The 25875-nt window shown below is 69.3% G+C and carries 23 protein-coding genes and 5 pseudogenes; 11 read left to right on the top strand and 17 right to left on the bottom strand.

The features are described from left to right. From HF526_RS15720 to HF526_RS15735, 4 genes are all read right to left on the bottom strand, one after another. The gene (locus HF526_RS15720) at positions 1–840 is read right to left on the bottom strand and encodes a maleylpyruvate isomerase family mycothiol-dependent enzyme (protein ID WP_169382183.1); all 840 of its coding nucleotides are present in this window, start codon (positions 838–840) and stop codon (positions 1–3) included. A gap of 24 nt (positions 841–864) precedes the next feature. Further along, positions 865–1332: a nuclear transport factor 2 family protein gene (locus HF526_RS15725; protein ID WP_169382184.1), complete on the bottom strand. Its 468-nt coding sequence runs from the start codon at positions 1330–1332 to the stop codon at positions 865–867. Then, the gene (locus HF526_RS15730) at positions 1329–2531 is read right to left on the bottom strand and encodes an acyl-CoA dehydrogenase family protein (protein ID WP_169382185.1); all 1203 of its coding nucleotides are present in this window, start codon (positions 2529–2531) and stop codon (positions 1329–1331) included. Before HF526_RS15730 ends, HF526_RS15725 begins: the two co-directional genes overlap by 4 nt. A gap of 534 nt (positions 2532–3065) precedes the next feature. Next, the gene (locus HF526_RS15735) at positions 3066–3776 is read right to left on the bottom strand and encodes an FCD domain-containing protein (RefSeq protein ID WP_169382186.1); all 711 of its coding nucleotides are present in this window, start codon (positions 3774–3776) and stop codon (positions 3066–3068) included. 330 nt (positions 3777–4106) lie between these two features. Here HF526_RS15735 and HF526_RS15740 point away from each other — a divergent pair, with 330 nt between their 5' ends. The 4 genes from HF526_RS15740 (at position 4107) to HF526_RS15755 (ending at position 6356) form a co-directional block, all read left to right on the top strand. Further along, positions 4107–4601: a VOC family protein gene (locus HF526_RS15740; RefSeq protein ID WP_169382187.1), complete on the top strand. Its 495-nt coding sequence runs from the start codon at positions 4107–4109 to the stop codon at positions 4599–4601. A 4-nt stretch (positions 4602–4605) separates the two neighbouring features. Further along, positions 4606–5397 (top strand): citryl-CoA lyase, encoded by a 792-nt coding sequence (locus HF526_RS15745; protein ID WP_169382188.1) that lies wholly within the window; start codon positions 4606–4608, stop codon positions 5395–5397. Between the two features lie 25 nt (positions 5398–5422). Continuing rightward, positions 5423–6001: an MBL fold metallo-hydrolase gene (locus HF526_RS15750; RefSeq protein WP_211177282.1), complete on the top strand. Its 579-nt coding sequence runs from the start codon at positions 5423–5425 to the stop codon at positions 5999–6001. A gap of 106 nt (positions 6002–6107) precedes the next feature. Further along, a complete protein-coding gene (locus tag HF526_RS15755) occupies positions 6108–6356 on the top strand; it encodes a hypothetical protein (protein WP_169382189.1) in 249 nt (82 codons plus the stop codon). Here HF526_RS15755 and HF526_RS15760 read toward each other — a convergent pair. Together HF526_RS15760 and HF526_RS15765 are read right to left on the bottom strand one after the other, a co-directional pair. Further along, the gene (locus HF526_RS15760; RefSeq protein ID WP_169382190.1) at positions 6307–6651 is read right to left on the bottom strand and encodes a hypothetical protein; all 345 of its coding nucleotides are present in this window, start codon (positions 6649–6651) and stop codon (positions 6307–6309) included. The genes HF526_RS15755 and HF526_RS15760 overlap by 50 nt on opposite strands. A 122-nt stretch (positions 6652–6773) precedes the next feature. Further along, positions 6774–7673, bottom strand: coding sequence for an SDR family oxidoreductase (locus HF526_RS15765; protein ID WP_169382191.1), 900 nt, complete (start codon positions 7671–7673; stop codon positions 6774–6776). 85 nt (positions 7674–7758) lie between these two features. Here HF526_RS15765 and HF526_RS15770 point away from each other — a divergent pair, with 85 nt between their 5' ends. Next, a complete protein-coding gene (locus HF526_RS15770) occupies positions 7759–8316 on the top strand; it encodes a TetR family transcriptional regulator (protein ID WP_169382192.1) in 558 nt (185 codons plus the stop codon). Between the two features lie 150 nt (positions 8317–8466). Here the strand turns inward: HF526_RS15770 and HF526_RS15775 are convergent, their stop codons facing one another. Together HF526_RS15775 and HF526_RS15780 are read right to left on the bottom strand one after the other, a co-directional pair. After that, positions 8467–8715 carry a dihydrofolate reductase family protein gene (locus tag HF526_RS15775; RefSeq protein ID WP_169382193.1) on the bottom strand — a complete coding sequence of 83 codons (249 nt, stop codon included), beginning with the start codon at positions 8713–8715 and terminating at the stop codon, positions 8467–8469. Continuing rightward, positions 8712–9071 carry a hypothetical protein gene (locus tag HF526_RS15780; RefSeq protein WP_169382137.1) on the bottom strand — a complete coding sequence of 120 codons (360 nt, stop codon included), beginning with the start codon at positions 9069–9071 and terminating at the stop codon, positions 8712–8714. Before HF526_RS15780 ends, HF526_RS15775 begins: the two co-directional genes overlap by 4 nt. Before the next feature lie 236 nt (positions 9072–9307). Here HF526_RS15780 and HF526_RS15785 point away from each other — a divergent pair, with 236 nt between their 5' ends. After that, complete coding sequence (locus tag HF526_RS15785) at positions 9308–10534, top strand: PP2C family protein-serine/threonine phosphatase (RefSeq protein ID WP_169382194.1); 1227 nt, start codon at positions 9308–9310, stop codon at positions 10532–10534. Positions 10535–11324: 790 nt separating this feature from the next. Here the strand turns inward: HF526_RS15785 and HF526_RS15790 are convergent. Beyond that, entirely contained in the window at positions 11325–11807 is a 483-nt protein-coding gene (locus HF526_RS15790; RefSeq protein WP_239028735.1) for a MarR family winged helix-turn-helix transcriptional regulator, read from the bottom strand. 71 nt (positions 11808–11878) lie between these two features. Here HF526_RS15790 and HF526_RS15795 point away from each other — a divergent pair, with 71 nt between their 5' ends. The 3 genes and pseudogenes from HF526_RS15795 to HF526_RS35420 form a co-directional block, all read left to right on the top strand. Further along, a complete protein-coding gene (locus HF526_RS15795) occupies positions 11879–12682 on the top strand; it encodes an SDR family NAD(P)-dependent oxidoreductase (protein WP_169382195.1) in 804 nt (267 codons plus the stop codon). A gap of 40 nt (positions 12683–12722) precedes the next feature. Beyond that, positions 12723–13559: an SDR family oxidoreductase gene (locus tag HF526_RS15800; RefSeq protein WP_169382196.1), complete on the top strand. Its 837-nt coding sequence runs from the start codon at positions 12723–12725 to the stop codon at positions 13557–13559. Positions 13560–13660: 101 nt separating this feature from the next. After that, positions 13661–13914: pseudogene (locus tag HF526_RS35420) on the top strand (transposase); the annotation flags it as partial. A gap of 318 nt (positions 13915–14232) precedes the next feature. Here the strand turns inward: HF526_RS35420 and HF526_RS15805 are convergent. From HF526_RS15805 to HF526_RS15830, 6 genes and pseudogenes are all read right to left on the bottom strand, one after another. Beyond that, positions 14233–14805 (bottom strand): VOC family protein, encoded by a 573-nt coding sequence (locus tag HF526_RS15805; protein ID WP_169382197.1) that lies wholly within the window; start codon positions 14803–14805, stop codon positions 14233–14235. Positions 14806–14842: 37 nt separating this feature from the next. Next, complete coding sequence (locus HF526_RS15810; protein ID WP_169382198.1) at positions 14843–16609, bottom strand: FAD-dependent monooxygenase; 1767 nt, start codon at positions 16607–16609, stop codon at positions 14843–14845. A 30-nt stretch (positions 16610–16639) separates the two neighbouring features. After that, positions 16640–17488: a fumarylacetoacetate hydrolase family protein gene (locus tag HF526_RS15815; RefSeq protein WP_169382199.1), complete on the bottom strand. Its 849-nt coding sequence runs from the start codon at positions 17486–17488 to the stop codon at positions 16640–16642. Between the two features lie 268 nt (positions 17489–17756). After that, positions 17757–18443: a GntR family transcriptional regulator gene (locus tag HF526_RS36950; RefSeq protein WP_211177283.1), complete on the bottom strand. Its 687-nt coding sequence runs from the start codon at positions 18441–18443 to the stop codon at positions 17757–17759. A 214-nt stretch (positions 18444–18657) separates the two neighbouring features. Further along, positions 18658–19124 (bottom strand): annotated as a pseudogene (locus HF526_RS15825) (IS256 family transposase); the annotation flags it as partial. Between the two features lie 148 nt (positions 19125–19272). Next, positions 19273–20799: an ISL3 family transposase gene (locus HF526_RS15830; RefSeq protein WP_420821625.1), complete on the bottom strand. Its 1527-nt coding sequence runs from the start codon at positions 20797–20799 to the stop codon at positions 19273–19275. 240 nt (positions 20800–21039) lie between these two features. Here HF526_RS15830 and HF526_RS37455 point away from each other — a divergent pair. Further along, a pseudogene (locus HF526_RS37455) lies at positions 21040–22621 on the top strand (IS1634 family transposase); the annotation flags it as partial. A gap of 95 nt (positions 22622–22716) precedes the next feature. Here the strand turns inward: HF526_RS37455 and HF526_RS35430 are convergent. Continuing rightward, positions 22717–22965 (bottom strand): annotated as a pseudogene (locus HF526_RS35430) (enoyl-CoA hydratase/isomerase family protein); the annotation flags it as partial. Positions 22966–23841: 876 nt separating this feature from the next. Continuing rightward, complete coding sequence (locus tag HF526_RS15845; protein WP_169382200.1) at positions 23842–24558, bottom strand: hypothetical protein; 717 nt, start codon at positions 24556–24558, stop codon at positions 23842–23844. Positions 24559–25097: 539 nt separating this feature from the next. Between HF526_RS15845 and HF526_RS15850 the strand changes: the two are divergent. Beyond that, positions 25098–25748, top strand: a pseudogene (locus tag HF526_RS15850) (helix-turn-helix domain-containing protein); the annotation flags it as partial. Between the last annotated feature and the right edge of the window lie 127 nt (positions 25749–25875).

Below are 25875 nucleotides of genomic sequence, written 5' to 3' on the forward strand. Positions count from 1 at the left end.
TCAGATGGTGAAGAACAGCCTGCGGAAGGTGTCGATCGCGTCCTGGTCGCCGGTGGCGGTGCCGCCCTGCAGGCGCTGGTAGACGTCGAGGCAGAACTCATTGCAGGGGAAGGAGAACGTGGCGTCGGCCTTCTCCGGGGCGCCGGGGGCGAAGGTGAGGCCGCCGCCCTGGATCTGCACGGTCCAATGCTCGTCACCGGAGGTGTTGATGTGCACGTCGATGGTGAGGTCCACACCCTCGGCCAGCTCCGGGGCGAAGCAGATCTGCATCAGCCCGAACATGAACGGGACGAGGGTGTCGGAGGCCTCCTTGTCGACGAACGCCTCCTTGCCCAGGGCCTTGCGCAGGTCCCAGTTGTGCACCGAGTAGTCCATGAGCTGGAACGCGGCCATCATGAACGCCGGCACCGGGCCGACCCACTTGTGCGGCACGATCTTGCCGGCCCACTCGTCCTCGGTGAGCCGGTCGAAGTAGCTGAACATCAGCTCGGCGCAGGCGTCGAGGCGGCCCAGGACCTCCCAGCGGTAGACGCTGCGGTACTCCCGCGCGCTCTTGCCCAGCGCCTCGCCGTAGGCGCGCATGCCGCGCGGCTCCTCGGTCGGGAAGCCGTGCTCGCCCTGCTTGAAGTAGCCGAGGTAGCCGAAGGCGGCGTCGAGCAGGTGCCCGGCCATGTCCCGGACCTCCCACATGTCGCACGGGGTCTGGGCGTGCCACTCCTCCTCGCTGGCGGCCACCATCATGTCGAAGGACTTCTGGTACTCCTGCCGGATCAACCGGATCATCGTGTCCTTGCCGGCGAACTGGGTCACGTCGACTCGGGTCGGGAGGGTGGACGTCATCGTGAACTCCTTCATTGTGCGGGATCAGCAGGTCGGGACGTCGATCTGACGGAGCCAGTCGTCCCGGTCGTAGAGCGTCTTCACCGAGGTGACCGCGCCGTCGCGGGTGCGGAGCACCACGACGCCGGGCAGCGAGAAGCGCTGGCCCGCGCCCTGGTGCACGCGGTCGCGCCAGGTGAGCCGACCGGTGAACGCGCCGGTGAACACAACCTCGGCGAGCACCGCCCCGTTCGCGGCGGCGGCCGGGGTCGACACGAGCCCCATCGCGAGGCCCGCGAACGTGACGGTGGTGGTGCGCAGGAAGTGCGCCACCGCCGCGTCCCGCGACCGGGCCGGCTCCGCGCGGAACAGCGAGTGCACCTCGACGTCGTCGGCGAGCACCTCGCGCAGGGCCGGGACGTCGCCGGACTCGTGGGCGTCGTACCACCGGTCGAACACAGCCAGCGCGTCGGCCGGGTCGACGGTGGTCTGCCCGACGGGAGCGGCGCTCACAGCATCGGGGTGTTCGGCGCGAGCCCGCACAGCGAGCGGCCGTAGATCTCGATGCCGGTGGCCGGCATCATCACGGCGTGCGTCGCGAGGGCCTGGGCGTCGCGGGAGACGAGCTGGATGGGCTGGCTCTCGTGGATGCCGCTGGCCCCGCTGGCCTGCCGCAGCGTCTCGACGGCCTCGCCGAAGAGCCGGGTCGAGTACGAGACCATGCCCCAGATCTCGGGGATCTCGCCGGGCTCGTAGGGATCGCCGCTCTGCGCGTGGCGGCTGACAATGTCGGCAGCCCCCCGCATCAGGTGGTCACCGGAGCGGATCTTCATCGACGCCTCCGCCACGTGGTGGTGCGTGATCGGGGCCTCGCTGCGCTGCCCGTAGCCGGTGTAGGCGATCGGGCCGCGGGTGGGGAGCCGCTCGAGGAACAGCTCCATCGCCGCCTTCGCCAGGCCGGGGAAGGTGGCGCCCCCGCTGGTGAGCACGTACGGGACCGCCGGGATCCGGAAGATCGGCCGGTCCTTGTTGTTCTCGCTGCGCCCGAAGCCGAGCTTGAACTCCTCGAGCCGCAGCATGCGCTCCTCGGGGACGAACACGTTCTCGCCGACGACGCTGTTGCTGCCGGTGCCGCGCAGCCCGCTGACGTGCCAGTCGTCCAGGATCGTGAGCTCGGCGTAGGGCAGGAGGAACAGGCAGACCTCGGGCTTGCCGGCCTCGAGCTCGACCACGGCCGGCTCGGCGACCCAGGTGCCGTCCAGGCATCCGGTGTTGAACGGCCATTTGCCGCTGACGCGGAATCCGGTGCCGTCGCGCTCGGCGCGAGCGGTCGGGACCAGCGTGGCGGTGCAGTGCACGTTCGGGTCGCTGAAGATCTCCCGCTGCACCTCGTCGGGGAAGTGCGACACGATGAAGTCGGCGTCGGAGTAGAGCGTGGCCACCCAGGCCGTGGAGCCGCAGCCGCGGGCCAGCTCCCCGAACATGGTGATCTTCGACTGGGTGTCGATCTCGGACCCGCCGTACTCCACGGCGCGGGTGGCCCGCAGGATGCCGGACTCCTCCAGTGCCCGGAGGTTCTCCCGCGGTATGCGGCGCTCGCCGTGCGCCTGCGCCGCGTTGGCCCGTAGCAGCGGCACCAGGTCGGTGGCGCGCTGCACCAGCTCCGCCCCGGTGAGGGTGGCGCTCGGGCGGCGGTCGACCAGTTCTGTCATGTCCCACTCCTTTGTGGACGTACAGGTCAGAGCGCGGCTGTCGGGCGGCCGCCACCCGGGCCGGGGCCCGTCCAGGCGGGAACCCGCGTCGTCGGTTGGCGAAGAGGCGGCGTTCAGGACGCCGCCGGTGGATCCCATCCAAGTTGGGGTGCCAGCGGGCGCTCGGCTACCACTGCTCCCCGGGAACAGCGGGACGCCTGCTCCCCGCAATGTTGTATACGACTTGACTGTAAGGGCGGTCACAGCAGCGCGTCAAGAGTTGCCCGGGGAATCTGTTCTGTCGCGCCGTTCACCGGCATGGGACAGCGCTCTCATGCGCAGACCGGAGGGCAGTTAGCTGCCAAGACGGTGCCTGAGAGGCCAGGGGCGACGCTGTCCGGGGTCGATCGAGGACGGACCCCGCGCGCCAGCCGATGATGGGCCTGGCGTTCCTGGCGACGGGACAGCTCAGAGGAACTGTGTACGAACAGCCGTTTCGTCCCCATCGCTGCCCCGATCTTCAGGCAGGCAAATGTGTACGATCCGCCACCCTGGTCAGGCAGAGGCAAGGCTGGGGTCGCCGTCGATCCCGCCGGTCCGGCGCTCCTGTTCCATCTCCCGCAACGAGTGCCGGCCGGCACGCAGGTGGGCTCGCATGACACCTTCCGCCCAGTCGCCGTCGCCGATTTCGAGCGCTTCGAGGATCTCGCGATGCGAGGCGAAGGCATGCTCGAGGTCGGCCGGTGTGTGGTGGTGGAAGGCTTCGCGGACGAACGGCGTGGCGAGCACCGTCGGAATGATCGCGAGCAGCTGCCGATTCTGTGAGGCCTGGGCCAGCATGGTGTGGAAGTCGATGCAGAGCTGGCCGATGCGCTGCAGGTCCTGCTCGTCGGCCTCGGGCAGCAGTTGCTCCATCTCCGTGCACATGGCCCGTAGCGCGACAAAGTCGACGTTGTCCGGGGCCTGCGCGACACGGCGCACTCCGTAGCCCTCGAGAAGCACCCGTAGGTCGTAGATGTCGTCAAGATCCTGCGCCGTCCAGCCGACGACTACGGCCCCACGGTTGTGCAGGATCTGTACCACACCTTCGGCCTGCAGCCGGTGCAGCGCCTCGCGCACGGGGGTGCGGCTCACACCCGCCGCGGTTGCAACGTCCTCCTCGCGCAGCCAGCTCCCGGGCGGGTACTGACCGCTCGCGATGCCGCGCTGCAGGGCCTCGTACGCCACCGCTCTCGCCGATCTCGCCACTTCGACCTCCGTCGTCACGCCCGCCTCGTCCTGTGACGCCACGCCGACTCGGTCGCGTCGGTGACCCACTGAGAGGAAGATTGGATACAAGCTACCGCTTGGGCGGTCCGCCGGTCGAGGCTTCCATCCAGGCCCGTCAGGGGCTTGATATGGCATTTCGGCTTCTAGCGACCTCAGTCTGGCCCTGTCCGTAAGGCGACCTCTTGTGACCTTATAGCAAAGTCGCATACGATCCTGAAACGGCCGGGCCGCGATCTTTTTGCCCCGCGCTGTTCTTCGAGCCCGTCCCGCCCTGGTCGTCCGCGGCCTGGGCCCGCTCACCGCCCAACGCAGACGCAGGAGGACGAGATGGCAGCCATCAACTACGCAGGCTTGAACCACCTCGCGCTGGTCACCGACGACATGGACAAGACGGTGCGGTTCTACCGCGACGTCCTCGGCATGCCGCTCGTCGGCACCACCGGCAACCGCGATGAGAACTACCCCCATCGGCACTACTTCCTCAGCATCGGGCGCGGCGCGTCGATCGCGTTCTTCGAGTGGAAGGACGTCGAGCTGCCGGGTCGGAAGGACTCCGGGGTCCCGGCCTCGGGTATCCAGTTCGACCACGTGTCGATCAGCGTCGACTCCGACGAGGACCTGGAGAACCTCCGGAAGCGGCTGAGCGACTGGGGCTCCGACGTCAGCGAGGTGGTCGACCACGGCCTGCTCCGTTCGATTTACGCCACCGACCCGAACGGGATCTCCATCGAGTTCTCGGTTCCGGCCCGCGACCTCGACGCCGACCCGTGGTTCGACGACGCCGACCCCGTGTCCGCTGTGCGGGAGACCCAGGTCGGCTGAGTCGATGACCCTCTTCGAGACCGACCTCCCCACGATGGCCACGTCGATCGGGCGCTCCACGGCTGACGACATCTGGGTGCAGGGCTACAACCTCGCCGACGAGCTGATGGGCGAGGTCGACTTCGGGAGCGTCTTCTACCTGCTGATCACGGGCAGGCTGCCCAGCGCCGGCGAGGCGCGGATCTTCAACGCCGTGCTCGTGGCGCTGGCCGACCACGGGCTCACACCCACGGCCCTGGCCGCGCGGCTCACCTACACCGGTGCTCCGGACTCGATCCAGGGCGCGGTCGCAGCCGGCGTCCTCGGCGCCGGGTCGGTCTTCCTCGGGGTGTTCGAGGACGCCGGCCGCGTGCTCACCGCCGCCGCTCCCGACGCGGCGACATCCGACGAGGAGCTCGACCGTCTCGCGGCCGGGATCGTGGAGAACCACCGCAGCCGAGGAGCTCGGATCCCGGGCCTTGGGCATCCGTTCCACAAGAACGGCGACCCCCGCACCGCGCGACTGCTCGCCATGGCCCGCGAGCTCGACGTCCTCGGACCGCACACGCGGCTGATGCTGCGCGTCCAGGCACAGGCCACGTCCCCGTCGGGCAAGCCACTGCCGCTCAATGCGGGCGGCGCCTGCGGTGCGCTGCTCTGCGACCTCGGCATCGACACCGCGGTGCTCCGCGGCGTGGCCGTCGTGTCCCGGGCAGCGGGCGTCGTCGGGCATCTGGCAGAGGAGGCGCGCGCCCCGATGGGCCGCACGCTCTGGTACCTCGCCGAGCGTGAGGCCAGCTACGAGCCGCGACGCTGACGGCCGCCCGGCAGGGGAGGACGAGATGATGCAGAAAGCTGCACCTGCCTACACCGGCGAGGTTGTCGTCGGTGGAGCCCCCGCAGTCCGCGAGCTGCGCGGGCTCCGGATGACGAAGGTGGCGGTGGGCTCATACAACAACACCTACCTGTTGGAATGCACCACCACCGGTGAGCGGCTGATGATCGACGCCGCTGCAGAGTCGGGCACCCTGCTCGAGCTGGTGGGCACCGGTGGGCTCGGCCAGGTCCTCCCCACCCACTTCCACTTCGACCACTGGGGCGCGCTCGCCGAGGTGGTGAATCGGACGGAGGCCACCACGCTCGCGCACCCGGCCGCCACGGTCGGGATCCCTGTGCCGACCGGCAACGCCGTCCGCGACGGCCGGTTCATCGTCAAGGGGACGCCCCGGGAGAAGGGCGTCGACGTCCGCTGCGCGCTCACGTTCGTCCGCGAGGCCCGCCAGCCCGACATCGACCTGGTGATCCTGGCCTCGCACGACAGCGACCTCGACCCGGCGCTCGACGAGGCCGCCGCGCTCGGCATGGCGAAGGTAGAGACGTTCTGCTGGGTCGACCCGCAGCGGAAGCCCGGGCGCGGATGAAGCGGCAGCCGCGGCCTGCCCCGCGATCTCCAGACGGTTGCGGGCGAGCAGGTCGAGCTGTTCGAGGTCGTCGATAACCGACGAGGCCACGGTCGATACCGCGGCGGTGTGCAAGGACCCCGACCAGCTGTCGCTCGACCTGGACCTGGGTGACGAGCGGGACGAGCCCGTGCGGGTCGTGGGCACGCCCGCCGAGAGCGCGGCGGTCGAGCCCGAGGCCGAGGTGGCGGGGAACGAGATCGTCGTCGACGAGAGCCAGACCGCGTTGTTTGCGGTCGCGCCCTCCCCCACCGACGTCGCGGCCGCTACGTACCGGCGAGAGGCCGGGCGGCGCTGCACAGGTCGAGGCCGGTGACCCGCAGCCGGTGACCGTCGGCGAGGCCCGCCGCCAGGTCGAGATTCTCGCCGCGCTGCGCGCCGAGATCGCCGCACGCACCGAGAACCACGAGGTGGTCCACGGCTGGCAGCATGACCGCGACGTTACCGACCAGCAGGTCGAGTCGGAGCGGGTCCGGCGCGTCCAGGCCGAACACCATGGCCACCGCATCGAGCGGGGGCAGGACGTCGACCTCGACCGCGGCCCGACGACCAACGGTCGCCGACCGGGTCGCCTGGGCGATGTTCGGGATCGCGCTCCTTCTGCCGACCACCGGGCTGGTGCTGATCGAGCCGAACATGCTGCAGGGCGGGACGCTGATCCTCGGTCTGACCCCGCCGCTGGCGGTCAGGGCGCTGGCCGGCGTGGTTGTCGGGCTTGTTCAGTGAGGAGCGGTCACCCCGGCAGCGCGTAGGCCCCGGAAGCGATGTCCTCGAAGAGCGTCGGGCCCGTCGGCGTCCAGCCGAGCATCTCCCGGGTGCGGGCGCTGGATGCGGTGAGGTCCATGCCGAAGAAGCGTCCGATCCAGCCGAAGTGCGCCTCGGCGTCCTCCGGCGCGACCGACACCGTCGGCAGGCCCAGGTAGTCGCCGATGGCGGCGGCGATGTCACGGGAGGGGAGACCTCCCTCGGCCACCGCGTGCATCCGCGAACCCGCCGGGGCTTTCTCCAGCGCGAGCGCGACCATCCGCGCCGCGTCGGAGCGGTGCACCGCCGCCCAGCGGGTCGAGCCGTCGCCGATGTAGCCGGCGGCCCCGCGCTCCTCAGCGATCTTCGTCAGCGTCGCCGTGAAGCCGTGGTCGCCCATGCCGTGCACGGTCGGGGAGAAGCGCAGCGCCACCGGGCGGACCCCGCGTCCGGCGTAGGACAGGGCGAGGTTCTCGCTACCGCCGCGGATCGAGTCGGCACCGTAGTACGGCGAGGCGTCGTCCTCGGTCAACGGCCCCTCGGTCGCTCCCGATGCCAGCCCGGAAGCGAGCAGGAACGGCCGGTCGCTGCCCTCGAGCGTGTCGAGCATCCGCTGGACCGCGGCGTGCTCGCTGCGGCCGGCCCCGGCGTAGTCGGAGAAGTCGTGTTTGAAGGCGAGGTGGATGACGCCGTCGGCAGCCGTGGCTGCCGAGGCGAGGCTGTCGAGGTCGTCGAGGCTGCCGCGGTGGGCGGTGGCACCCTTCGCCTCGAGCGCGGCGGCCGCCTCGTCGGAGCGGGCAAGGCCGACGACCTCGTGGCCGTGGGTAAGCAGTTCGTCGGTGACGGCCGAGCCGATCCAGCCGGAGGCACCGGTGACGAAGACGCGCATGACGGGCACCTTCCCTAGAGATGACAGTGACTGACATCAACCTTAGCCCCTTATGTCAGTAACTGTCATCACTACACTTCTCGCCATGGGTCGCTGGGAGCCGGACGCGCGGGGGCGGATGATCCGCGCTGCGATGGAGCTCTTCGCCGAGCGCGGCTTCGAACAGACCACCGCCGGCGACATCGCCGAGAGCGCCGGCGTCACCGAGCGCACCTTCTTCCGACACTTCGCCGACAAGCGCGAGGTCCTCTTCGACGGATCCGCGACCATGGAGCGCACGGCGTACGACGCGATCCTGGCCGCGCCGGATCACCTCTCGCCGCTCGACGCAGCGCTGGCCGGGATGGTCACGGGCGGCGGCCTGCTGGAGGACCTTCGCGACCACGCCGTTCGCCGCTCCCGGATCATCGCGGCCAACCCGAGTCTGCAGGAGCGCGAGCTGCTGAAACTGGCGGCGATGGTCGACGCGACGACCGAGGCACTCCGCAAGCGCGGCGTGACCGAGCCCGCCGCCAGCCTCGCCGCCCACAGCGCGGTGACGGTCTTCCATGTCGCGTTCGCGCGCTGGGTCTCGGCGGAGGAGCCGCCCGGCCTCGCCGAATGCATCGCGGAGGCCGCGGCGGCGCTGCGTGCCCTGAGATGACGAAACCAGGTGTCAGACGACTACCGCATCCGGATCCTGCTCGCCGCCGACTCACGTCCCTACCGTCGCGGCCCAGCGGTCAGGGCCGAACCACGCTGAACCGGGGAGGGCGGAATCGAGCCGCACGGCCGCAGCCCCTCGACCGGGCCACTACTCGCCGCATACGCGGTGGTCGAGCAGGACGAGGCGGTCGTCGATCACGCTCGTACCGACCAGGCTCAGGTCGAGGACGGGCAGCTCGGCGAGGACGGGTCCCTCGCCGGCCGCACCGTGGATCATCGGGAAGACCATCACCTGGAGTCGCTCGACCGGGCCGAGCCGGAAGAGGCTGCGGACGAGGGACGGGCTGCCGATGGTGCGCATCGACAGCCCGTCGGCCTCGGCCTTCAACGCGGTCACGGCCGTTTCCACCGGTTCGTCGATGTGGTGGTGTTCGCCCATGTCAGCGGCGGTTCGAGCGTCTTCGAGAACACGATCTCGGGAAGCTCCGCCCTCCGGGGGAACGTCGGGTCGTCGCCGTTCGCGACGATCTCGGACATCAACCGATACGACGTCGCGCCCATCAGCACGACGTGCTCCTCGGCGAGCTGCGGGTGCATCCATTCGAACGGACCCGGCGCTCCGGAGCCCCGGTACGGGGCCGATCGCGGCCCACGTTCGGCGCGGCGGCGGCGCTCGAGCAGCCACTCCGGGAAGTACGACCGCGAGCGGAGCTTGGGGACCGCCCGGATCCTGCTCGACAGCGAGATCGTCACGGACCCGGGCCACGCCGGCGCCACACGGCACGCGGCTCGTGGCGGCCGGGCTGTAACCACTCCGGAGCCGCGGCCGGGAGCGAAATAGCGAATCTGAATACGCGCCCGGCGTGCCGGCGAGTCACGCCCCACCGCAGGTGGTGAGGCCGCTCCGGGCGCCCCCTCCTCCCGATCAAGCCGTCACGCCGAACCCGGCCGTCAGCAACGTGATGGGCCGCAACGACTAGGCTTCGATCATGCCGACCGGGCAAGGAGATCCCGGCGATGCGGGTGACCGACTGCATCGCATCGGGGCGGTGACCGACGCCGGGCTCGCCCACCTGGATCTCGAGGAGCTCCTCGTCGAGTTGCTCGACCGGGTACGTGAGCTGCTCTGCGTCGACACGGCCGTTGTGCTGCTCCTCGACCCGTCAGCGCAGTACCTCGTGGCGACCGCTGCGCGTGGTCTGGAGGAAGAGCTCCGGCAGGGCGTGCGGATTCCGCTCGGTAAGGGGTTCGCCGGCCGTATCGCAGCCGAGAAACAAGCAGTGATCATCGAGAACGTCGATCACACCAACGTGCTCAACCCGATCCTGCGGGACAGGGGGGTCCGCTCGCTCCTCGGCGTTCCGCTGGTGGCCGGCGGTGTGGTGACCGGGGTCCTGCACGTCGGGACGCTGACCCCCCGTCGCTTCACCGACGAGGACAGCATGCTGCTCCAACTCGTGGCCGACAGGGTCGCTCTCGCCACCGAGGCGCGCCGGTCCCAGGTCGAGCGAACGGCAGCCACGACCTTGCAACGCAGCTTGTTGCCCACGGCGCTGCCCGCCGTTCCAGGTCTTGAACTCGCCGCCCGCTACGTCGCCGGCGACGGCGACGTCGGCGGCGATTGGTACGACGTGTTCAGCCTCCCCACCGGCCGGGTGTGGATCGTCGTCGGTGATGTGGTGGGGCGCGGTTTGCGGGCGGCCATCGACATGGGCCGGCTGCGCAGCGCGGTGCGGGCGTACGCGCTGGAATCCGACGACCCGGCCGAGCTGATCCGCAAGGTCGACATGCAACTGCAGCTCTTCGAGCCCGACACGATGGCAACCATCCTCTGCGCGACGGTGGACCCGTCGCGCGAGCAGCTGCGCCTGTCGTGTGCGGGCCACCCGCCGCCGGTGCTGGCCCGCCGCGCTCAGCCCGCCACGCTGCTCGAGCTGCCGGCCGATCTTCCGGTGGGCGTCGATCCCAGGCGCCCCCGCCACACGACCACGGTGGCGTTGCCGCCGGGCGCCGACGTGTGCTTCTACACCGACGGCCTGGTCGAACGCCGGGACAGCTCACTCGACGCCGGCCTGGAACGGCTGCGCAGCACCGTGTTCACGGGCCCGCCCGAGTCCGTGTGTACCACCGTGATGTTCGAACTGGTCGGCGCCGAACCGCCCGCCGACGACATCGCCGTCCTCGTGCTGCGGCGACAGGACAGCGAGGAGATATAGGCCCGCTCGACCTTCGGATGCCGGCGGTGCCGGTGTCTCCTGGGCCCATCCGCGCCGCGGCCCAGCAGTGGCTGGGCAGTCGCGAGTCCCAATGAGATCGCTGACCTGGCCGTGGTGATCGGCGAGGCCTGCGCCAGAGTGATCGAACTGTCAGGGATGGCGTCGGGCCCGGGCACGGTGGCTGCTCATCCGCCGCCACCCCGAGCACGGCGAACTGGCCTACTACCGCTGCTACGCGCCCCGCCCCGTCGCGCTGACCGAACTGGTCCGCGTCGCCGGGACCCGCTGGCGCATCGAGGAGTCGTTTCAAGCCACCAAGACCCTGACCGGGCTCGACGAACATCAGGTCCGCCGCTGGAGTTCTTGGCGACGCTGGACCCTGATCGCGATGCTCGCCCACGCCCTACCTGCCGCCGTGGTCGCCGCAACCCGAGCCCACCAACCCTCACCGGCCGGGTTGATCCCGCTGACCTGCAACGAGATCGCCCGACGGATCAACCGGCTGATCACCAACCCGATCCGATCGCTGGCCTGCGTCCTGCACTGGAGCCACTGGCGACGCCGCCACCACCACCGCGCCCGAACCAGCCACTACCGCCGCCGACAGCAGCATGATCACGATCTACCGCTGGAGTACCAGGAGCTGTTCAGAAGGCCTGCAGGGTGGGTTGATGTGGAGTGTGTCGGTGCCGGGGAGAGGGGTGAGGTCTCCGGTAGATGGATCAACGACCAAGCTGATCTTCATCTGTACCGACCACGAGCCATGCCGTTGCCAGCGGCGCACATGGGCTCAGCCCACCTGAGGGGGATCCCAGTTCGGCAGGTCGTCCATGACCTGGCCCAACAACGCACGCAACTGGCGGTACCGGCGGATGCCCAGGGATTCCCGGATGTGCCGCTCAAGGTCACTGACGATGTGCTCGGCCTTGATCAGTTCGTTGCGGCCCACGTCGGTCAGATGCAGTTCCTGGACGCTGCGGTGACGTGGATGCGCCCGGCGCTCGACCAACCCCCGGTCGGCCAGCTTGCCGACCAGCAGTGCCACCGCCTGCGGCGTGATCCCCATGAGGCGGGCCAGTTCTGCGCCGGTCAGACCTGGGGTGGCCTGCAGGCTGACCAGCACCGCGTAGTGGGAGCCGGGCACGCCGACCTCACGCAGTGGGGGTTCCTTGACCGTCTGCAGGGTCAGGTCGGCGCGGCGCAGCGCCCAGGCGACACGGGCGAAGACGTCCTCGCCCGAGGGTGGCGCACCGGGCGCCGGGCTACTGCTCATGGCGCCCAACTTACAGCAGTTGAATCATATCTAGTACTTGATAGTTATCAAGGACTTGATACCGTGCTGGTATGTCACGTCGCCCTCTTGCCCTGATCACCGGCGCCAGCAGCGGTATCGGTGCCGCGCTGGCTCACACCTTCGCCGACGGGGGTTACGACCTGGTCTTGCTCGCCCGGCGCCGCGACCGCCTCGAACAGGTCGCCGCGCGGGCCGAGGGCCGCGGCGCGACGGTCGAGATCTTCATCGCCGACCTGGCCACACCGGAAGGTCTGGACGCGGCCGCCGACCGCGCCGCGAGGGGAGACCTGCGGTTGCTGATCTCCAACGCCGGTGCGGGTGGATACGCACCGCTGCGGGATGTGGCCGCCGCCGACCTCGACCGGTTGTGGCGGCTCAACGCGACCGCGCCGGTCACCCTGACCCATGCCGTGCTGCCGTCGCTACTGGACAAAGGAGAGGGCGGCATCGTCACGGTCGCCTCGCTGCTGGCCTTCAGCGCGGGCCTGGCCACACTGAACACGGTGCCGATGCCCCCTCGAACCCTCTACGCCGCGGCGAAATCCGCCACCGTCGCGTTCACCCGCACCCTGGCGACCGAACTGACCGGCACCGGCGTCAGCGCCACCGTGGTCTGCCCCGGCCGCGTCGCCACCGAGTGGTCCGGCGGCGCCAACCAAGGCCAGCCGGGTGTCATGTCCGCAGAGGACGTCGCAACCGCGACCGCGGTGGCCGTCGACCGCGGGGAGACCATCTGCGTACCGGGACTCCCCGAGATCACGACACTCGACCAGCTCCAGGAGGTCGAACGCGCCCTGGTGATCGACGGGAACCGCTCCGAACTCGCGCAGCAGTACCTGCCCACCGCGCCCTGACACCCACAGAGCGGAGACGCCCACGACAGAAAGGCAAGCCATGATCGCGATCACCGCCGCCGCGGGCACGACCGGCCGGCATGTGCTGCGCGCCCTGTGCTCCGCCGGGTTCGACGTGCGTGCCCTGGTGCATTCCCCCGCCAGTGCCGAGACCGTCCGCGCCGAGGGCGCCCGCGAGGCCGTCGTCGCCGACATGACACACCCGGACGAGCTGCCCGCCGCGCTCGACGACTGCCGTGCGATCGTCCACATCGGCCCACCGATGCACCCCCGCGAAATCACCATGGGCCAGAACGTCATCGACGCCGCTCAGCGCGCCGGCATCGAGCACGTGGTGCTGATGTCGGTGACCCATCCGCAGCTGGAGCCACTGCTCAACCACCAGTCCAAGCTCGCCGTCGAGCGCCACCTCCTCGCCTCGCGTCTGCCGTTCACGATCCTGCAGCCCATGCACTACATGCAGAACGTGGACGTGCGCGACTGCGTGGAGAGCGGCCGCTTCCGGCAGCCCTACTCACTGGACCGGGCGCTGTCGTTCGTCGACCTCGCCGACGTGGGTGCCGTCGCCGCCACCGTCCTGGCCGCCCCGCGCGAGCACCGTTGGGCGACCTACGAACTATGCGGCACCGACACCCTCACCGGCCACGACATCGCTGAAACGCTCACCAGCGTGGGCGGCGCCCCGGTGCGCGCCGAACAGGTCCCCACCGAGGCGGTGTGTCCCGCGGACGCGCCCGACTACACCATCGACGGCTTCACCCGGCTGATCAACCACTACGACCGCTACGGAATTCTCGGCAATCCCAACGTGCTGCGCTGGCTGCTCGGCCGCGAGCCCACCACATTCGCCGAGTACGCCCGCCGCGAACTCGACTGAGCACGACCGCCAGCCGCTGACCAGGCCGCCGTCCGCGACGAGGTCTCTCTTCGATGTAGCTGGTCCGACACGCCGAGCCGAGCTCGGAGGAAGGACCAGCCATGACCGAGACGATCGAGGTCGTACCGGATCGGATTGATCAGCAACAACTCGCCCAGCAAACTCGTGGACGCTGCCCGCGCCGAGGGTGTCGAGCTCGTCGGCCCTGGCGGCCTGCTGACCGGGTTGCCCAAGACGGTGCTCGGAACCGCCCGGAAGCGGAGATGAGCGAGCACCTCGGCTACGACCGCCACGAGCGGGCCGGAATGGCGGGAACTCCCGCAACGGCACCCGCACGTCTGACGCGGTCGTTGAAGCACGTCGGGGAGTCGCTCGGCCGCCGCTTCGCCGTCGTGGAGCCGGCGGGGCGGTCGCAGGCGGGGGCGGCGGGACCGGCGACGAGATCGCGGACCGAGACGCGGGCGCTGATGACCTGATCCGAGCAAGCCCTGGCTGCTGCTGAGGACCACCAGGTCACCCGCACCCGCTCCCCCGCCGTCCGCGAACTGGCTGCCCACTTCGATCCTCGGCACCTCGAGATCTCGCCGCTGCACCCCGGGGCATCAGGCGCGACCGTTCAGCTGAGGAGGCCCGTGCCTCGTCGAACCAGGTTTCGACGAGGCACGGGAGCGGGTCAGCGGGTCAACGCCTCCAGCGGGTTGGGCAGGTCAGGACTCGTGGACACCGCCCACTTCCTGGTCTGCAGCTCCTCCGGTGCGGTCCCGTTCCGGAGCGCCTCCAGCATCAGCTCTGGGAGAAAGGAAGGCCCGACGGGGTCCTGCTCGTACTCGGCCCCGTTCATGTAGGCGGTGGCGTCCTCCGGGGTCGAGAAGTTGTCCACCTGCAGCTCGACGAAGTTGCCGTCAGGGTCGCGGTAGTACAGCGAGGTGGTGACGCCGTGCTGGATCGGCACGTGCGGCTCGATGCCCTTCTCCTTCAGCTCGGCGTAGCGGTCGAGCAGATCGTCGAGCGAGGCGAAGGTGTACGCGGTGTGGTGCATCCCCGCCGCGGCCGGTGACTTGTCGTGCAATGGGACGGGCGGGGCCAGGAACGCGATGCGGTGGTGCTCCTCGTCGAAGGTGACGAACGACAGACCGTGCCCTTCGAACACGACGTGACCGTCGAGGACGGTGCAGTACCAGTTCCGCATTTCCTCGAGTCGGCTGGTCTGCAGCACCACGTGGGCAAACTTGGGAGTAGACGTCATGCTCGTGCTCCTCGTGGGATCGTTCCGGTAGGTGGTGTCAGCGGCCGGTAACGGTGTCGAAGACACGGGTCAGCACCCCTTCGGGGTCGTCCGCGGCTCCGTTGCTGCGCCAGGCGACGTGGTTGTCGGGGCGGACGAGGATCGCTCCAGCATCACTGATCTGGCGCACCTCGGCCCATCGGCCCGTCGGGTCCGTGCAGTCACCGGTGCCGCCGACGCGGACGGTCGTGAGCCGGATCTCGAGCTTCTCCGCGATCTGCTCCGCGGCGGCGCACCACGCCTCGCCGTCGGGGCCCGCGAGCAGGACGTATCCGCCGGCCGGTCCGGCGAGGTCGAGGGTGGAGATCCGCTCCCCGTCGCGGTCGAGCCACGCGTGCGGGACACGGTGGCCGGGCCGCGTCGTCGGGTGGTGGACCGAGCCCATCGGGTCGCGCGGCGGCGGCTCGGTCCCGTCCGGCACCAGCGCGCCGGCGTCGTACCGGAAGCCGATCTCCAGGTCGTGCGCCTGGAACTCGGTGCGTTGGGTCTCGGTGACCTCCGCCGCGCGGGCCCGGCGCGTCTCCCCCATCGGGCTGTCAGCGAAGAGCGCCTCGAACGCCGCCACCTGCGCCTCGGGCGGCCCGCCGGGCATCAGACCCAACCCGGCGTCGATCACCAAGTGGTTGAGGAAGGTGAACATCGCCCAGTCCACGTTGCGCATGCCGACCGGCTGCCGCTCGCGTTCGTAGGAGTCCAGCAGCGCCTCCCCGGCCGTGCCCTCGAGCACCGCGGCAAGTTTCCAGGCGAGGTTGTGTGCGTCCTGGATCGCCGTGTTGAGGCCGAGCCCGGTGGTGGGCGGGTGCCGGTGCGCGGCGTCGCCGGCCAGGAACACCCGGCCGGCCCGGTAGCGGTCGGCGAGGACGCCCTCCAGAATCCAGTGGCTGACCTTGTGCACGGTGATGTCGAGGTCGGGCAGCTTCAGCAGCTCCCGGATCCGCGGCACGATCGCCGCCTCGTCGAAGCGGGCCGGGTCGTCGGGCCGGAAGGTGAAGTGCAGGACCCATTCCTCGGAGCGGCGGCCCCAGGTCGGGCCCATCGGGACCATCGCGCCGCTGCCCCAGGAGCCGGCGCCCTCGGGATTGACGAACCAGGTGATCAGGCAGGAGTCGTCCCACCACTGCGACAGGTCGGCGGTGAAGTGGGTGCTGACCATGTCCAGCAGCCCGGTCGGTCCCTGCAGCTGCACGCCGAGCATGGGCCCGACGGTCTTGCCGCCGTCGGCGCCGATGACATAGCGGGCGCGCACCGTGCGGTCCTGCCCGGTGTCGCGGTCGCGTACGACCGCCGTCACCCCGTCGGCGTCCTCGCCCAGCTCCGTCAGCTCATGGTGGAACATCAGTCGGCCGGGCGCCCGCTGCTCGGCATGCCGGCGCAGCAGCGGTTCCAGCCGGATCTGCGGGTAGTTGCTGGACAAGCAGGGGCTGTCCTGCGAGTAGGTGTCGTGGAGGACGCCGCCACCGAACGCATCCATCTCGTAGAACGTGCGGGCGTCCAGAGCCCCGTCCCCGCCCAGCGAGGTCCGCCAGCGGACCTTGACCATGTTCTCCGGCGGCGTGCCGACCTCGTACACCGAGTCGGCCACACCGTGCTGCCGCAGCACCTCCATGGTCCGCTGATTGAGGTAGTGCGCCTTGGGCAGGTGGGAGGTGCCGGTGTGGCGCTCCACCAGCAGGTGGTCGATCCTCAGGTCGGACAGGAAGATCGACGCGGACAGGCCGCAGCCGCCTCCGCCGACGATGAGGACGGGGACGTCGATGTCAGCCACGTGGGTTCCTCTCGGATGGTTGGGAAGTGGTCAGCGGGCGGTGGTGACGAAGTGGTGGCGCATCTCGCCGATGCCTTCGACGTAGGTCACGAGCTCGTCGGCGGGGCCCAGAAGCCGTTTCGGCTCGCGGGCCCAGCCGATGCCCGACGGGGTGCCGGTGAAGATCAGGTCTCCCGGCAGCAGCGGCAGCACCGAGGAGAGGAACGCGATGATCTGCGGGATCGAGAAGATCATGTCGCCGGTTCGCGCCTTCTGCATCTGGGTGCCGGTGAGAAGGCAACCCAGCTCGAGGTCGTCGGGGTCGCGGAACTCGTCGGGCGTGACCAGGCACGGCCCGATGGGGGCGAAGCCGGCGAAGGACTTGCCCATGTTGAACTGGGCGGGGTCGGGGCCCGCGGTCTGCAGCTCGCGCTCGGAGAGGTCCTGGCCCACGGTCAGCCCCGCGACGTGCTGCCACGCCTCGTCCACCCGAACGTGCTCGGCGCGGCGGCCGATCACTGCGACCAGCTCGACCTCGAAGTCCACCGAGCCCGGGGGCAGGGTGATGTCGTCGTACGGGCCGGTCACCGACGCAGGGAACTTGGTGAACACCATCGGCCGCTCGGGCAGGTCGAGGCCGGCCTCCTCCGCGTGCTCGCGGTAGTTCAGGCCGATCGCGAAGACCTGCGGCGGCCGGGGCACCGGGGCACCCAGGTCGTTCTCGTCGATCTGCGTGGTGGGCTGCCCCCGGAATCCCGCCGCCCACTCGCGGAACTCCGCCCACTGCGGGTAAACCGCCTGCACGTCGGCCGCGAACCGGCCGCCGCTCGCGGTCTCGACGTCGACCGCGCCGTCGGCAACGGCCAGCGCCAGACGACCGGCGAGGTTGAGGATGCGCACTGTTCCGTCCTTTCCAGCGCCCGCGCCGACCGGTCCGGCGATCCGTCGTGGGCTGGATGAGTAGTGAGTGAGTGGGTTCGAGGCGCCTCCTCGCGCCCGGGACCACCCCGTAGATGTGTGGTGGGCCGATCGGATCCGTGCGCGAGGACGTGCGCGGGGAGCGCTTGCTGCGGGCTCCGCGCACCGGATCGGTGTGCCCGATCACAGTATGTTGTGATCTGTGATCACAGCAAGACCCGATCAGGTTCGCCTCCGGGCCGGCGTGGGCTCAGGCGTCGCCGACGATGGCGCGACGGGCGATCCGCTCGTTGTCGTCGAGGTGGCGCAGGACCGCGCGCTGGACCCCGTCGACGTCGCGGCTGCGGAAGGCATCGAGCAGCTCCTGGTGGGCGAGCCCGCGCCGGGAGTGCTCGGCCGGGACCGGGTCGAGCCGGCCGAACCCGATCCGCACGTACCGCTCGGCGGCGTTCCACAGCGTCTCGAGGATGCGGAGGTCCCACGCGGAGGCCGCAGGGCCCAGCAGTGCCAAGTGGAACTGCCGGTGCGCCTCGTAGATCGCGTCGATGCCGGCGTTCTCGTCCCCGAACGCGGCCACCATCTGCTCCAGGCCCGCCAGGTCGGCGTCGGTGAGCCGCGCGCACGACCGGCCGGCGATCGCCGGTTCGATCAGGCGACGCAGCTGGTAGATCGCCCGAAGATCATCCGGGTCCGCCGGCGCGACCACGGCGCTGCGCGCACGCCTGGCGATGATCAGCCCCTCGCCCTGCAGGACACGCAGTGCCTCGCGGACCGGTGCGGTGCTCACGCCCAGGTGCGCGGCGGTCTCCCGCAGCGAGAACTCCTGCCCGGGCTGCAGCTCGCCGAAGACGATCGACCGGCGGATCTCGGCGGTGACCTGCTCCACCACCGACTGCGGCTTCACCGGCCGGACGAAAGCGCCGTCGGGAACCGCCACCGCCACGCCTCGCTCTCCGGAACACCGACCCGTTGCAGCCGGGGCCGCCACTCTAACGTCCACCTGAGAACTTTCCCGACGCCCAGCCGCCGCAGCCCGGCCCGCGCCCGAGCGATCTGATCGGCAAGCTCGCCGAAGGTCAGCGCGACCGGCTCCCGGGTCTGCTAGCGCGCGATCACCGCGACGCTGTCACGGTCCTCGGGCAAGCCCTGGGCACACCCAGCCAGAACTTGGCCCCCTTGCCGCCGTCGCCGGCCCACAGCCCGAGGATGTCGCGTTCACCATTGACGGTGACACCGATGGCGACGGAGATGGGCCGGTTGGTGACCTGCCCGTCGCGGATCGTGACCACGATCGCGTCGATGAAGATGACCGGGTAGACGCGATCCAGTGGCCGGTCGGCCCACTCGGTCATCTCTGCGACGACCTTGCCGGTGATCCGGGAGATCGTATCCTTGGAAACGGATGCCCCGTAGACGTCGGCAACGTGCGCGGCGACCTCGCCGGTGGTCAGCCCGCGGGCAGTCAGCGACAACACGATCTGGTCGATCCCGTCGAGGCGGCGCTGCCGCGTGCGCACGCTCACGGGTTCGAGCTGCCGTCCCGATCCCGCGGCACGTCGATCTCGACCGGGCCGACCTCGGTCAGCACCGTCTTGCTGCGGGCGCTGTTGCGGGAGTTCCTGGGCGCGCTGCTGCTGACCTCCTCGAGCCGGCACGGACTCGATCATCTCGGTCACTACGGGTCCTTCCCGCCGAGCGCGCTCCGCGTGTCAGGACCAGTTACACCCAAGATCAGGCTCTGGCACAAAAGCGGTGGTGCGACGGAGTCAGCTGAGCAGGATCCGTTGCCGGAGCAGGGCGAAGCCCGCACGTCCGTACATCTGTCGCTTGAGGAGCTTGACCTTCGTGTTGGCGCCCTCGATCGGGCCGTTGCTGTAGGGCAGAGTCAGCCCTGCGATGACGGCGGGCAGGTCCTTGCGCAGGCCGCGGACGAAGGCGTGCAGCGCGGGAAGGTCGCTGCTCTCGACCTCGTTCATCCAGGTCTTCACCTGCGAGCCTCGCCGTGCGATGAGCAGGCCGGCGAAGTCGCGCACGTGCTCGACCAGCGCCGTGAGGTGCGGGCAGGAGGCCAGCAGATCGTCGAGGTGGACGCGCTCGTAGTCGGGCAGGTCGGTGGGGCGGGTCATGATCCAGGCCACCAGCCGCCGTGGTGCGGGGACGGCCCGCTCGGCTTGGGCGCGGCCCTGGCTGAGGTAGCGCACGAGCAGGTTCGCACTGCCGGGGTAGCCGAGCTCGCGGATCTCGGCCAGCAGCTGGGTGACCGGCACGGTCGGGTCGCTGGTCAACCGGCGGCGCAGATGATCGCGGTAGGGGTGGACCAATGTGGTGCCGTAGCGCGGTGGGCGGACCAGCTCTTCGGCCGTCGCAGCGCGGGCGTAGCGCTTGACGGTGTTGAGCGCCCATCCGAGCCGACGCGCGCACTCGAGCAGGCCCACCCCCTGGCCGAGCAGCTCGTGCACCGCCGCGTGCCGGGCCCGCGTCCGCTCCCCGAGTGCCCGCGTCGGGGGTGCAGTGGTGGTGGCTGCCCCGCGGGCCGCAGGCTCGCGACGCCAGCATGTGGCGTGCGCGATCACGATCTTCTCGACCGCGGCGCCCAGTCCGTGCCAGAGATGCCATCGGTCGCTGACCTGCACCGCCTCGGGTGCGCCCTGGGCGATCGCCTCGGCATAGGCGGCCGAGCCGTCCCGGCAGACGACCTCGATCCCGGGCCGGTCGCGCAGCCAGGCGGCCAGGGTCGCGGCCCGCCGGTCGGGCAGGACCTCGATCCGGCGGTGGGTGACCGGGTCGATCACCATGGTCATGTAGCGGTGCCCGCGCCGTAGCGCCACATCATCCACGCTCAACACCGGCGGGACCGGGTCGGGCGGCAACGGCAGCGCCATCAACGTGCGCAGCAGGGTCGAGCGCGAAACCGCGATTCCGAGCCGGCTCAACAAGGCGGCTCCGGCTCGTCCGGCCAGCGTGATCGCGACCTGCCCGATCGTGCTGGTCAAGCGCATCGTGCGGCGGGCACACCGCTGCGTGAGCTGCGGGATCTGTTCCCGGAACGTGCGCTGGGGGCACTCCGCGCTGCCACAGACCAGACGCCGGACCCGCAGGTCCACCATCACGGACCGTCCCGCTACCGGCAGGTCGGCCAGATGCCGCAGGTGCCACGCATGCACCCGACGCGACTCGGTCCCACACCGCGGACACGCCGCCAACGCCATGACGCTACGCGCAGTGACCCGCACGACGGTCCCCGTGTCGGTGACCCCATCGATGACCAGGGACGACAGGCCTGGAAACAACACAGCAGCAAGATCATGACTGCACCGGCGAGATGATCACAGAGCGTGGTAGATCACCCGACCGTGACGCGCCGTGCCACCACCGCTTCTGTGCCAGAGCCCAAGATCAGACAGTTCCGCGCAGAAGGAGACCCGAGTTTGATCAGCGGAACAGCTTTGGCGGAGTGGCAGGGCTGTGACCTGCGGTGATTGTCGCGGTTGGTGCGGGATTCACGCACTAATCGGTGGGTAGGCTGCCGGGTTGTGGCGTTCATCAGGCGGGTCCGGACGGGCTCGGGCGCGACGGCGGTGCAGATCGCGGAGTACGTGTCCGGGCGCCGGCAGCGGATCGTGGCGCATCTGGGCTCGGCACACAGCGAGGTCGAGCTCGGGCTGTTGATCGCCCGAGCCCGGGGCATGCTCGACGACGCCGCGCAGGGCGAGTTGGACTTGGGCTTGGCGAAGGTGACACGTCGGGCCCGGCTCGCCCCGCCACCTGCGGACCCGGCCCTGTTCGCACCCGCCGCGCCGCTGGAAGCGCCGAAGGCCGGGCGCCCGGCAGTGGAGGCGACTGCGGCGGGCAGCGTGGTTGCGACCGCTTCGGCGCTGTTGTTCGACCTGCTCGTCGGGGTCTACGAGTCTCTCGGGTTCGCCGAGCTGGACGACGAGGTCTTCCGCGATCTGGTGATCGCCCGGGTCGTGGAGCCCACATCGCTGCTCGACGTGGGTCGGGTGCTGGCCGACATGGGCAGGCAAGCGGCGTCATATCCCACGTTGTGGCGCACTCTGCGCCGCGCCGCCCAGACCGAGGACCCCGACCCCGACCTCGGCTCCAGCGCCGCGGTCGAGGACATCGATGAGTCCGGAGTGGACGGCAGCGGCGCGGCGGAAGATGAGACTGGACCAGCGCGCGGCTCTTACCGGGACCGGATCGCCGATCTGCGCTTCGCGCATGCCCTGAGCTGCGGCGATGTCAGTCTAGTGCTCTACGACGTGACCACGCTCTACTTCGAGGCGGAGAAGGAGGACGGCTTGGGCAAGGTCGGGTTCTCCAAGGAACGCCGCATCGACCCACAAGTCGTCGTCGGGCTGCTGGTCGACCGCAACGGCTTCCCCCTGGAGATCGGCTGTTTCGAGGGCAACAAGGCCGAGAAACTGACGATCGTGCCGATCATCGAGGCGTTCAAGTCGAGGCACCGCATCGAGAACATGATCATCGTGGCGGACGCGGGCATGCTGTCCGCCGGAAACCTGACCACCCTCGACGACGCCGGGTTCAAGTTCATCGTCGGCTCGCGGCAGTCGAAGGCCCCGATCGACCTGGAGTCGCACTTCCACTGGCACGGCGACGCCTTCACCGACGGACAGCACGTCGACTCCATCACCCCGAAACAGGGCGCGAACACCGCCAACGACACCGCCCTGCGCGCCGAGCCGGTCTGGGACCCGTCGGCGCATCCGGGGTCGTGGCGGGCGGTCTGGGGCTACTCGGCCAAGCGGTTCGCCCGGGACAACCGCACCCTCAACGCGCAGGAGACCCGGGCCCGCGAAGTCGTCAACGGCGACAGGACAGCCCGCACGCCGCGGTTCGTCAAGAACGCCGGCGACGGCCAGATCCTCGACGAGAAGACCCGCGCCCGGCGCCCGGCGCCTGGCCGGGCTCAAGGGCTACGTCACCAACCTGCCCGCCCCGGTCATGAACGCGGCCGAGGTGATCGCGGCCTACCACGACCTCTGGCAGGTTGAGGCGTCGTTCCGGATGAGCAAGACCGACCTGGCGGCCCGGCCGATGTTCCACCGCACCCGCGACAGCATCGAAGCCCACCTGACCATCGTGTTCGCCGCGCCTCGGCCTCGACGACGACGTTGACGAAGCCGAGCCGGGCGGCCGAACCGGACACCGCGCCGGGCAATGACCAGGTCGCAGGCCGGGGCCAGACCGAAGGCGCCGGCACGCACGTCTCCCCCGGCGGCGCAGATCACCGGCTTGCCCAGCTCACCCAGGGCCGTGTAGAGCCGCGGGAGGCGGTCCAGGCCGGCGTACTTCTCGACCGTGGGCACGTCCGAGGCGAAGGCCTTGAGGTCGCCGCCCGCGGAGAACACCCGGTCGTGGGAGGAGGCGAGCACGATCACCCGGACTGCGTCCTCGGCGCGGGCTCGCTCGAGGGCAGCCAGCAGGGCGTCGAGCATCTCGTCGCCCAGGGCGTTGCGGTCTCCGGCCGGTCGAGCCTGAGCGTCGCGACGCCGTACTCGCCGACCTCGTAGCGGACGGGCGCGCTCACAGGTCGAGCTTCAGTCGAGGGCAGGCCGCGCGAGAGACGCAGACCATCATGCAGGTGTTCTCCGTCGGCAGTCCGCTCCGGGTTTGCTCCGGCTGGACAGGTCACCCGATCCGCGCGAGGAGCTACCCGCACCCGAGCCTTCACAATCGGTCAGGACCGATCAAGACTGCCACATACGGAGTGCCGTCGGCCCGTCATGGCAAACTGCATGGGTTAGATTTTGTTACGGAGATGTACCCGAACTCTTCGTGTCGCACACCGTTGTTGTCGACAATCAAGAAGTCTGCAGTTGCGTGGTAGTCAGCCTTTTGGCACGGCTCGTTCGGGGTGGCATTCATATAATTGACATTCTCGCCTTTGCGCTTGGCTGGGATCTCCCATGTGTACTGCGATCCCGGGAACTTGCGCTTCAGAACCGCGCTGACGCCAAGGTAGCGCTGAGGTGTCTTGCATTTGATTCGCGGGTCAACCGAAACGCTGCCCCTATTGTGCCCCGATGCATGAGGGACCTCCATGATAATGTCGCAGTCGCCGATCGTCTTGGTTGCGGCGTGCGCCTCCGCTGGACCGATTAGGGCGGATGCAGCGATGACGGCGGGTACAGCGAGCGTAACGATAACGACTCTTAGGATGCGCATCTTGCCTCCGTATGTCGGTAGGCTGACCGCATCACATTCAAGATCGAGCTGTCCACGACGGACACTCGATCGAGCTATCTGTCGTTACAGCCCGTCATAGGTGCTGGCGAGCCTACTCTGGGTGGTCCTGAGTCCAGCATGGAGCCTCAGACGCTCAGGCGTGCGTTGCGAGGCAAGTGAAGCCACGCTGTGGACTCGGCATCCCAGCCAGTGAGCTGCGCAGTCCCCGCTGGAGTCGCGACACGGTAGTGGTGTGCGAGGGCAAGTCCAGCGGCCGTCAGGCGCACTGCGACGTAGTCGCTGGCCGCCCGTGGCCAGTCAACTGCGACCTGGTTGTTCCCAATTTCGCGAGGATAGGTGGTGACAAGCTCTTGGTAGTCTTCCAGACTACGAATGAGGAACACCGCATCAGGAGCAATCGGTTCGAATGTAAAATTCCGAAGTGGTCTATTCTGTCCCGAAAACTCACTGTCCTCGCTGCGGGTCCATGCGCTGCTGCCATCGGGCAGGTAAGAGGACGTCCAAAACGCCCCCTCGGGTTTATCGCCGTATAGATTGCTGGCCGGGTTCTCAATGCAGATTGGCCGCATGCTGCTCGACTCTGTGAAGACAGCTTGGGGTGAGTCGATGCCGTCACCTCTCAGCCATCCTTGGCGGAGGATCTGGCTAAATTCGTAAGCCGTCTGGTCGAGGTTCTCATCCGCTCGTTCTGTGAACGATTGAACTGCATGCTGATGACTAGCGGCGAATACAATATCCCAGTAAGTTTCGACCACGCCCTGATCGCCTGGCTTGATATGGTGCTGGACAAGTGACGCTGCTGCCTGCAGGATGACTGGACCCCAGATTCTCGGGCTCGGCACTTTCGTCTCCCCCTCTAGCTCGAGCTGTCAATGGCGTGGCCAATCTCTCATTCTGTCAGTTAAAATACATGCCCTTCCAGTACGTACAGCACTAGCTGTATTTGCATTAGCGTTAGATACATTCTCCGAGATGCGAAGCGTGGGCTAGTCTGCTCCGTCTAGCCTAACGCGAGTCCCAGCCGCCCGCTGCCTGCGCGTCCGCTCCGGGACCACTCTCACCCGTCGAACGGATGCCGCGCAGTGTCAGCTGATACCGGGATCGCGCCCACCAACGTCGACGCCGGGGCGGCGGCAGCGACCGAAGTCGGCGTCCAAATGATGGCCGCGCGGGGACCGGCCGGAGGCCGCACGCCCCGCGCGGCGCCGGAGGCGCCCTTGATCAGGAACAGAAAGTCTGAACACGCGCGCTGCGGCCACGTTGTCGGGCTCCGCTTGATCGGTGACACGCTGGCTTCAGTTGATGGGTGACGCTCCCGCCCTCGGTTCTGCTCCGTGCGACTCGTCGTCGTGTGGAGGGGCCGGGGCTGATGCTCGTGGAGTTGAGCGTCGTGGAGCAGCGCTATCACGCCGTCATGGAGGTCCTGTCCGCCGGAGCGCCGGTGGTCGAGGTCGCCGCCCGCTACGGGGTCTCGCGCAAGACCGTGCACTCTTGGGTCCGTCGCTACCGCGACGACGGCCTGCCCGGGCTGGCGGACCGGTCTCATCGCCCGCACCACCATCCGTGGCAGCTCGCCGCGGACGTCGAAGCGAGGATCTGCGAACTGCGACGCGCCCACCCCCGCTGGGGCCCACGTCGCCTCGGGCACGAGCTTGCCCGAGCCGGGCTCTCGCCTGCGCCATCACGGTCGTCGATCTACCGGACCCTGGTGCGGCACAACCTGATCACCCCCAGATCGCGCAAGCGGCCGCGTTCGGACTACGTGCGTTGGGAACGCTCGGAGTCGATGGCTCTGTGGCAGCTCGACATCATGGGCTCGGTCATGATCTCCGACGACACGACCGCGACCGGGACGCGGGAGGTCAAGCTGATCACCGGCATCGACGACCACTCCCGCTACCTCGTCATCGCCACCGTCGTCGCTCATCCCACGTCTCGGGCGGTCTGCCGGGCCTTCCTGGGCGCCCTCGCCGAGTTCGGGGTGCCGGAGCAGGTGTTGACCGACAACGGGATGCAGTTCACCGGCGCCTACTACTCCAGCCGGACTTCGTGATCTTGCCGCGTGGCGGTCCCGGAACTGGTACGGCCACCGCTTGATCATCGTCAGTTGTGTGGACATCTGAAGATCAGGCGGTGGCCGCGGGCCACAGCGTAGAACC

It is taken from the genome of Pseudonocardia acidicola (assembly GCF_012911935.1).
In the GTDB taxonomy this organism is placed as follows: Bacteria; Actinomycetota; Actinomycetes; order Mycobacteriales; family Pseudonocardiaceae; genus Pseudonocardia; species Pseudonocardia acidicola.

What these genes read in the sequence shown, in the direction of transcription:
- HF526_RS15720 (WP_169382183.1), bottom strand. Translation starts at nt 840, where the DNA reads ATGACGTCCACCCTCCCGACCCGAGTCGACGTGACCCAGTTCGCCGGC.
- HF526_RS15730 (WP_169382185.1), bottom strand. Translation starts at nt 2,531, where the DNA reads ATGACAGAACTGGTCGACCGCCGCCCGAGCGCCACCCTCACCGGGGCG.
- HF526_RS15740 (WP_169382187.1), top strand. Translation starts at nt 4,107, where the DNA reads ATGGCAGCCATCAACTACGCAGGCTTGAACCACCTCGCGCTGGTCACC.
- HF526_RS15745 (WP_169382188.1), top strand. Translation starts at nt 4,606, where the DNA reads ATGACCCTCTTCGAGACCGACCTCCCCACGATGGCCACGTCGATCGGG.
- HF526_RS15750 (WP_211177282.1), top strand. Translation starts at nt 5,423, where the DNA reads ATGATGCAGAAAGCTGCACCTGCCTACACCGGCGAGGTTGTCGTCGGT.
- HF526_RS15765 (WP_169382191.1), bottom strand. Translation starts at nt 7,673, where the DNA reads ATGCGCGTCTTCGTCACCGGTGCCTCCGGCTGGATCGGCTCGGCCGTC.
- HF526_RS15770 (WP_169382192.1), top strand. Translation starts at nt 7,759, where the DNA reads ATGGGTCGCTGGGAGCCGGACGCGCGGGGGCGGATGATCCGCGCTGCG.
- HF526_RS15785 (WP_169382194.1), top strand. Translation starts at nt 9,308, where the DNA reads ATGCCGACCGGGCAAGGAGATCCCGGCGATGCGGGTGACCGACTGCAT.
- HF526_RS15790 (WP_239028735.1), bottom strand. Translation starts at nt 11,807, where the DNA reads ATGAGCAGTAGCCCGGCGCCCGGTGCGCCACCCTCGGGCGAGGACGTC.
- HF526_RS15795 (WP_169382195.1), top strand. Translation starts at nt 11,879, where the DNA reads ATGTCACGTCGCCCTCTTGCCCTGATCACCGGCGCCAGCAGCGGTATC.
- HF526_RS15800 (WP_169382196.1), top strand. Translation starts at nt 12,723, where the DNA reads ATGATCGCGATCACCGCCGCCGCGGGCACGACCGGCCGGCATGTGCTG.
- HF526_RS15805 (WP_169382197.1), bottom strand. Translation starts at nt 14,805, where the DNA reads ATGACGTCTACTCCCAAGTTTGCCCACGTGGTGCTGCAGACCAGCCGA.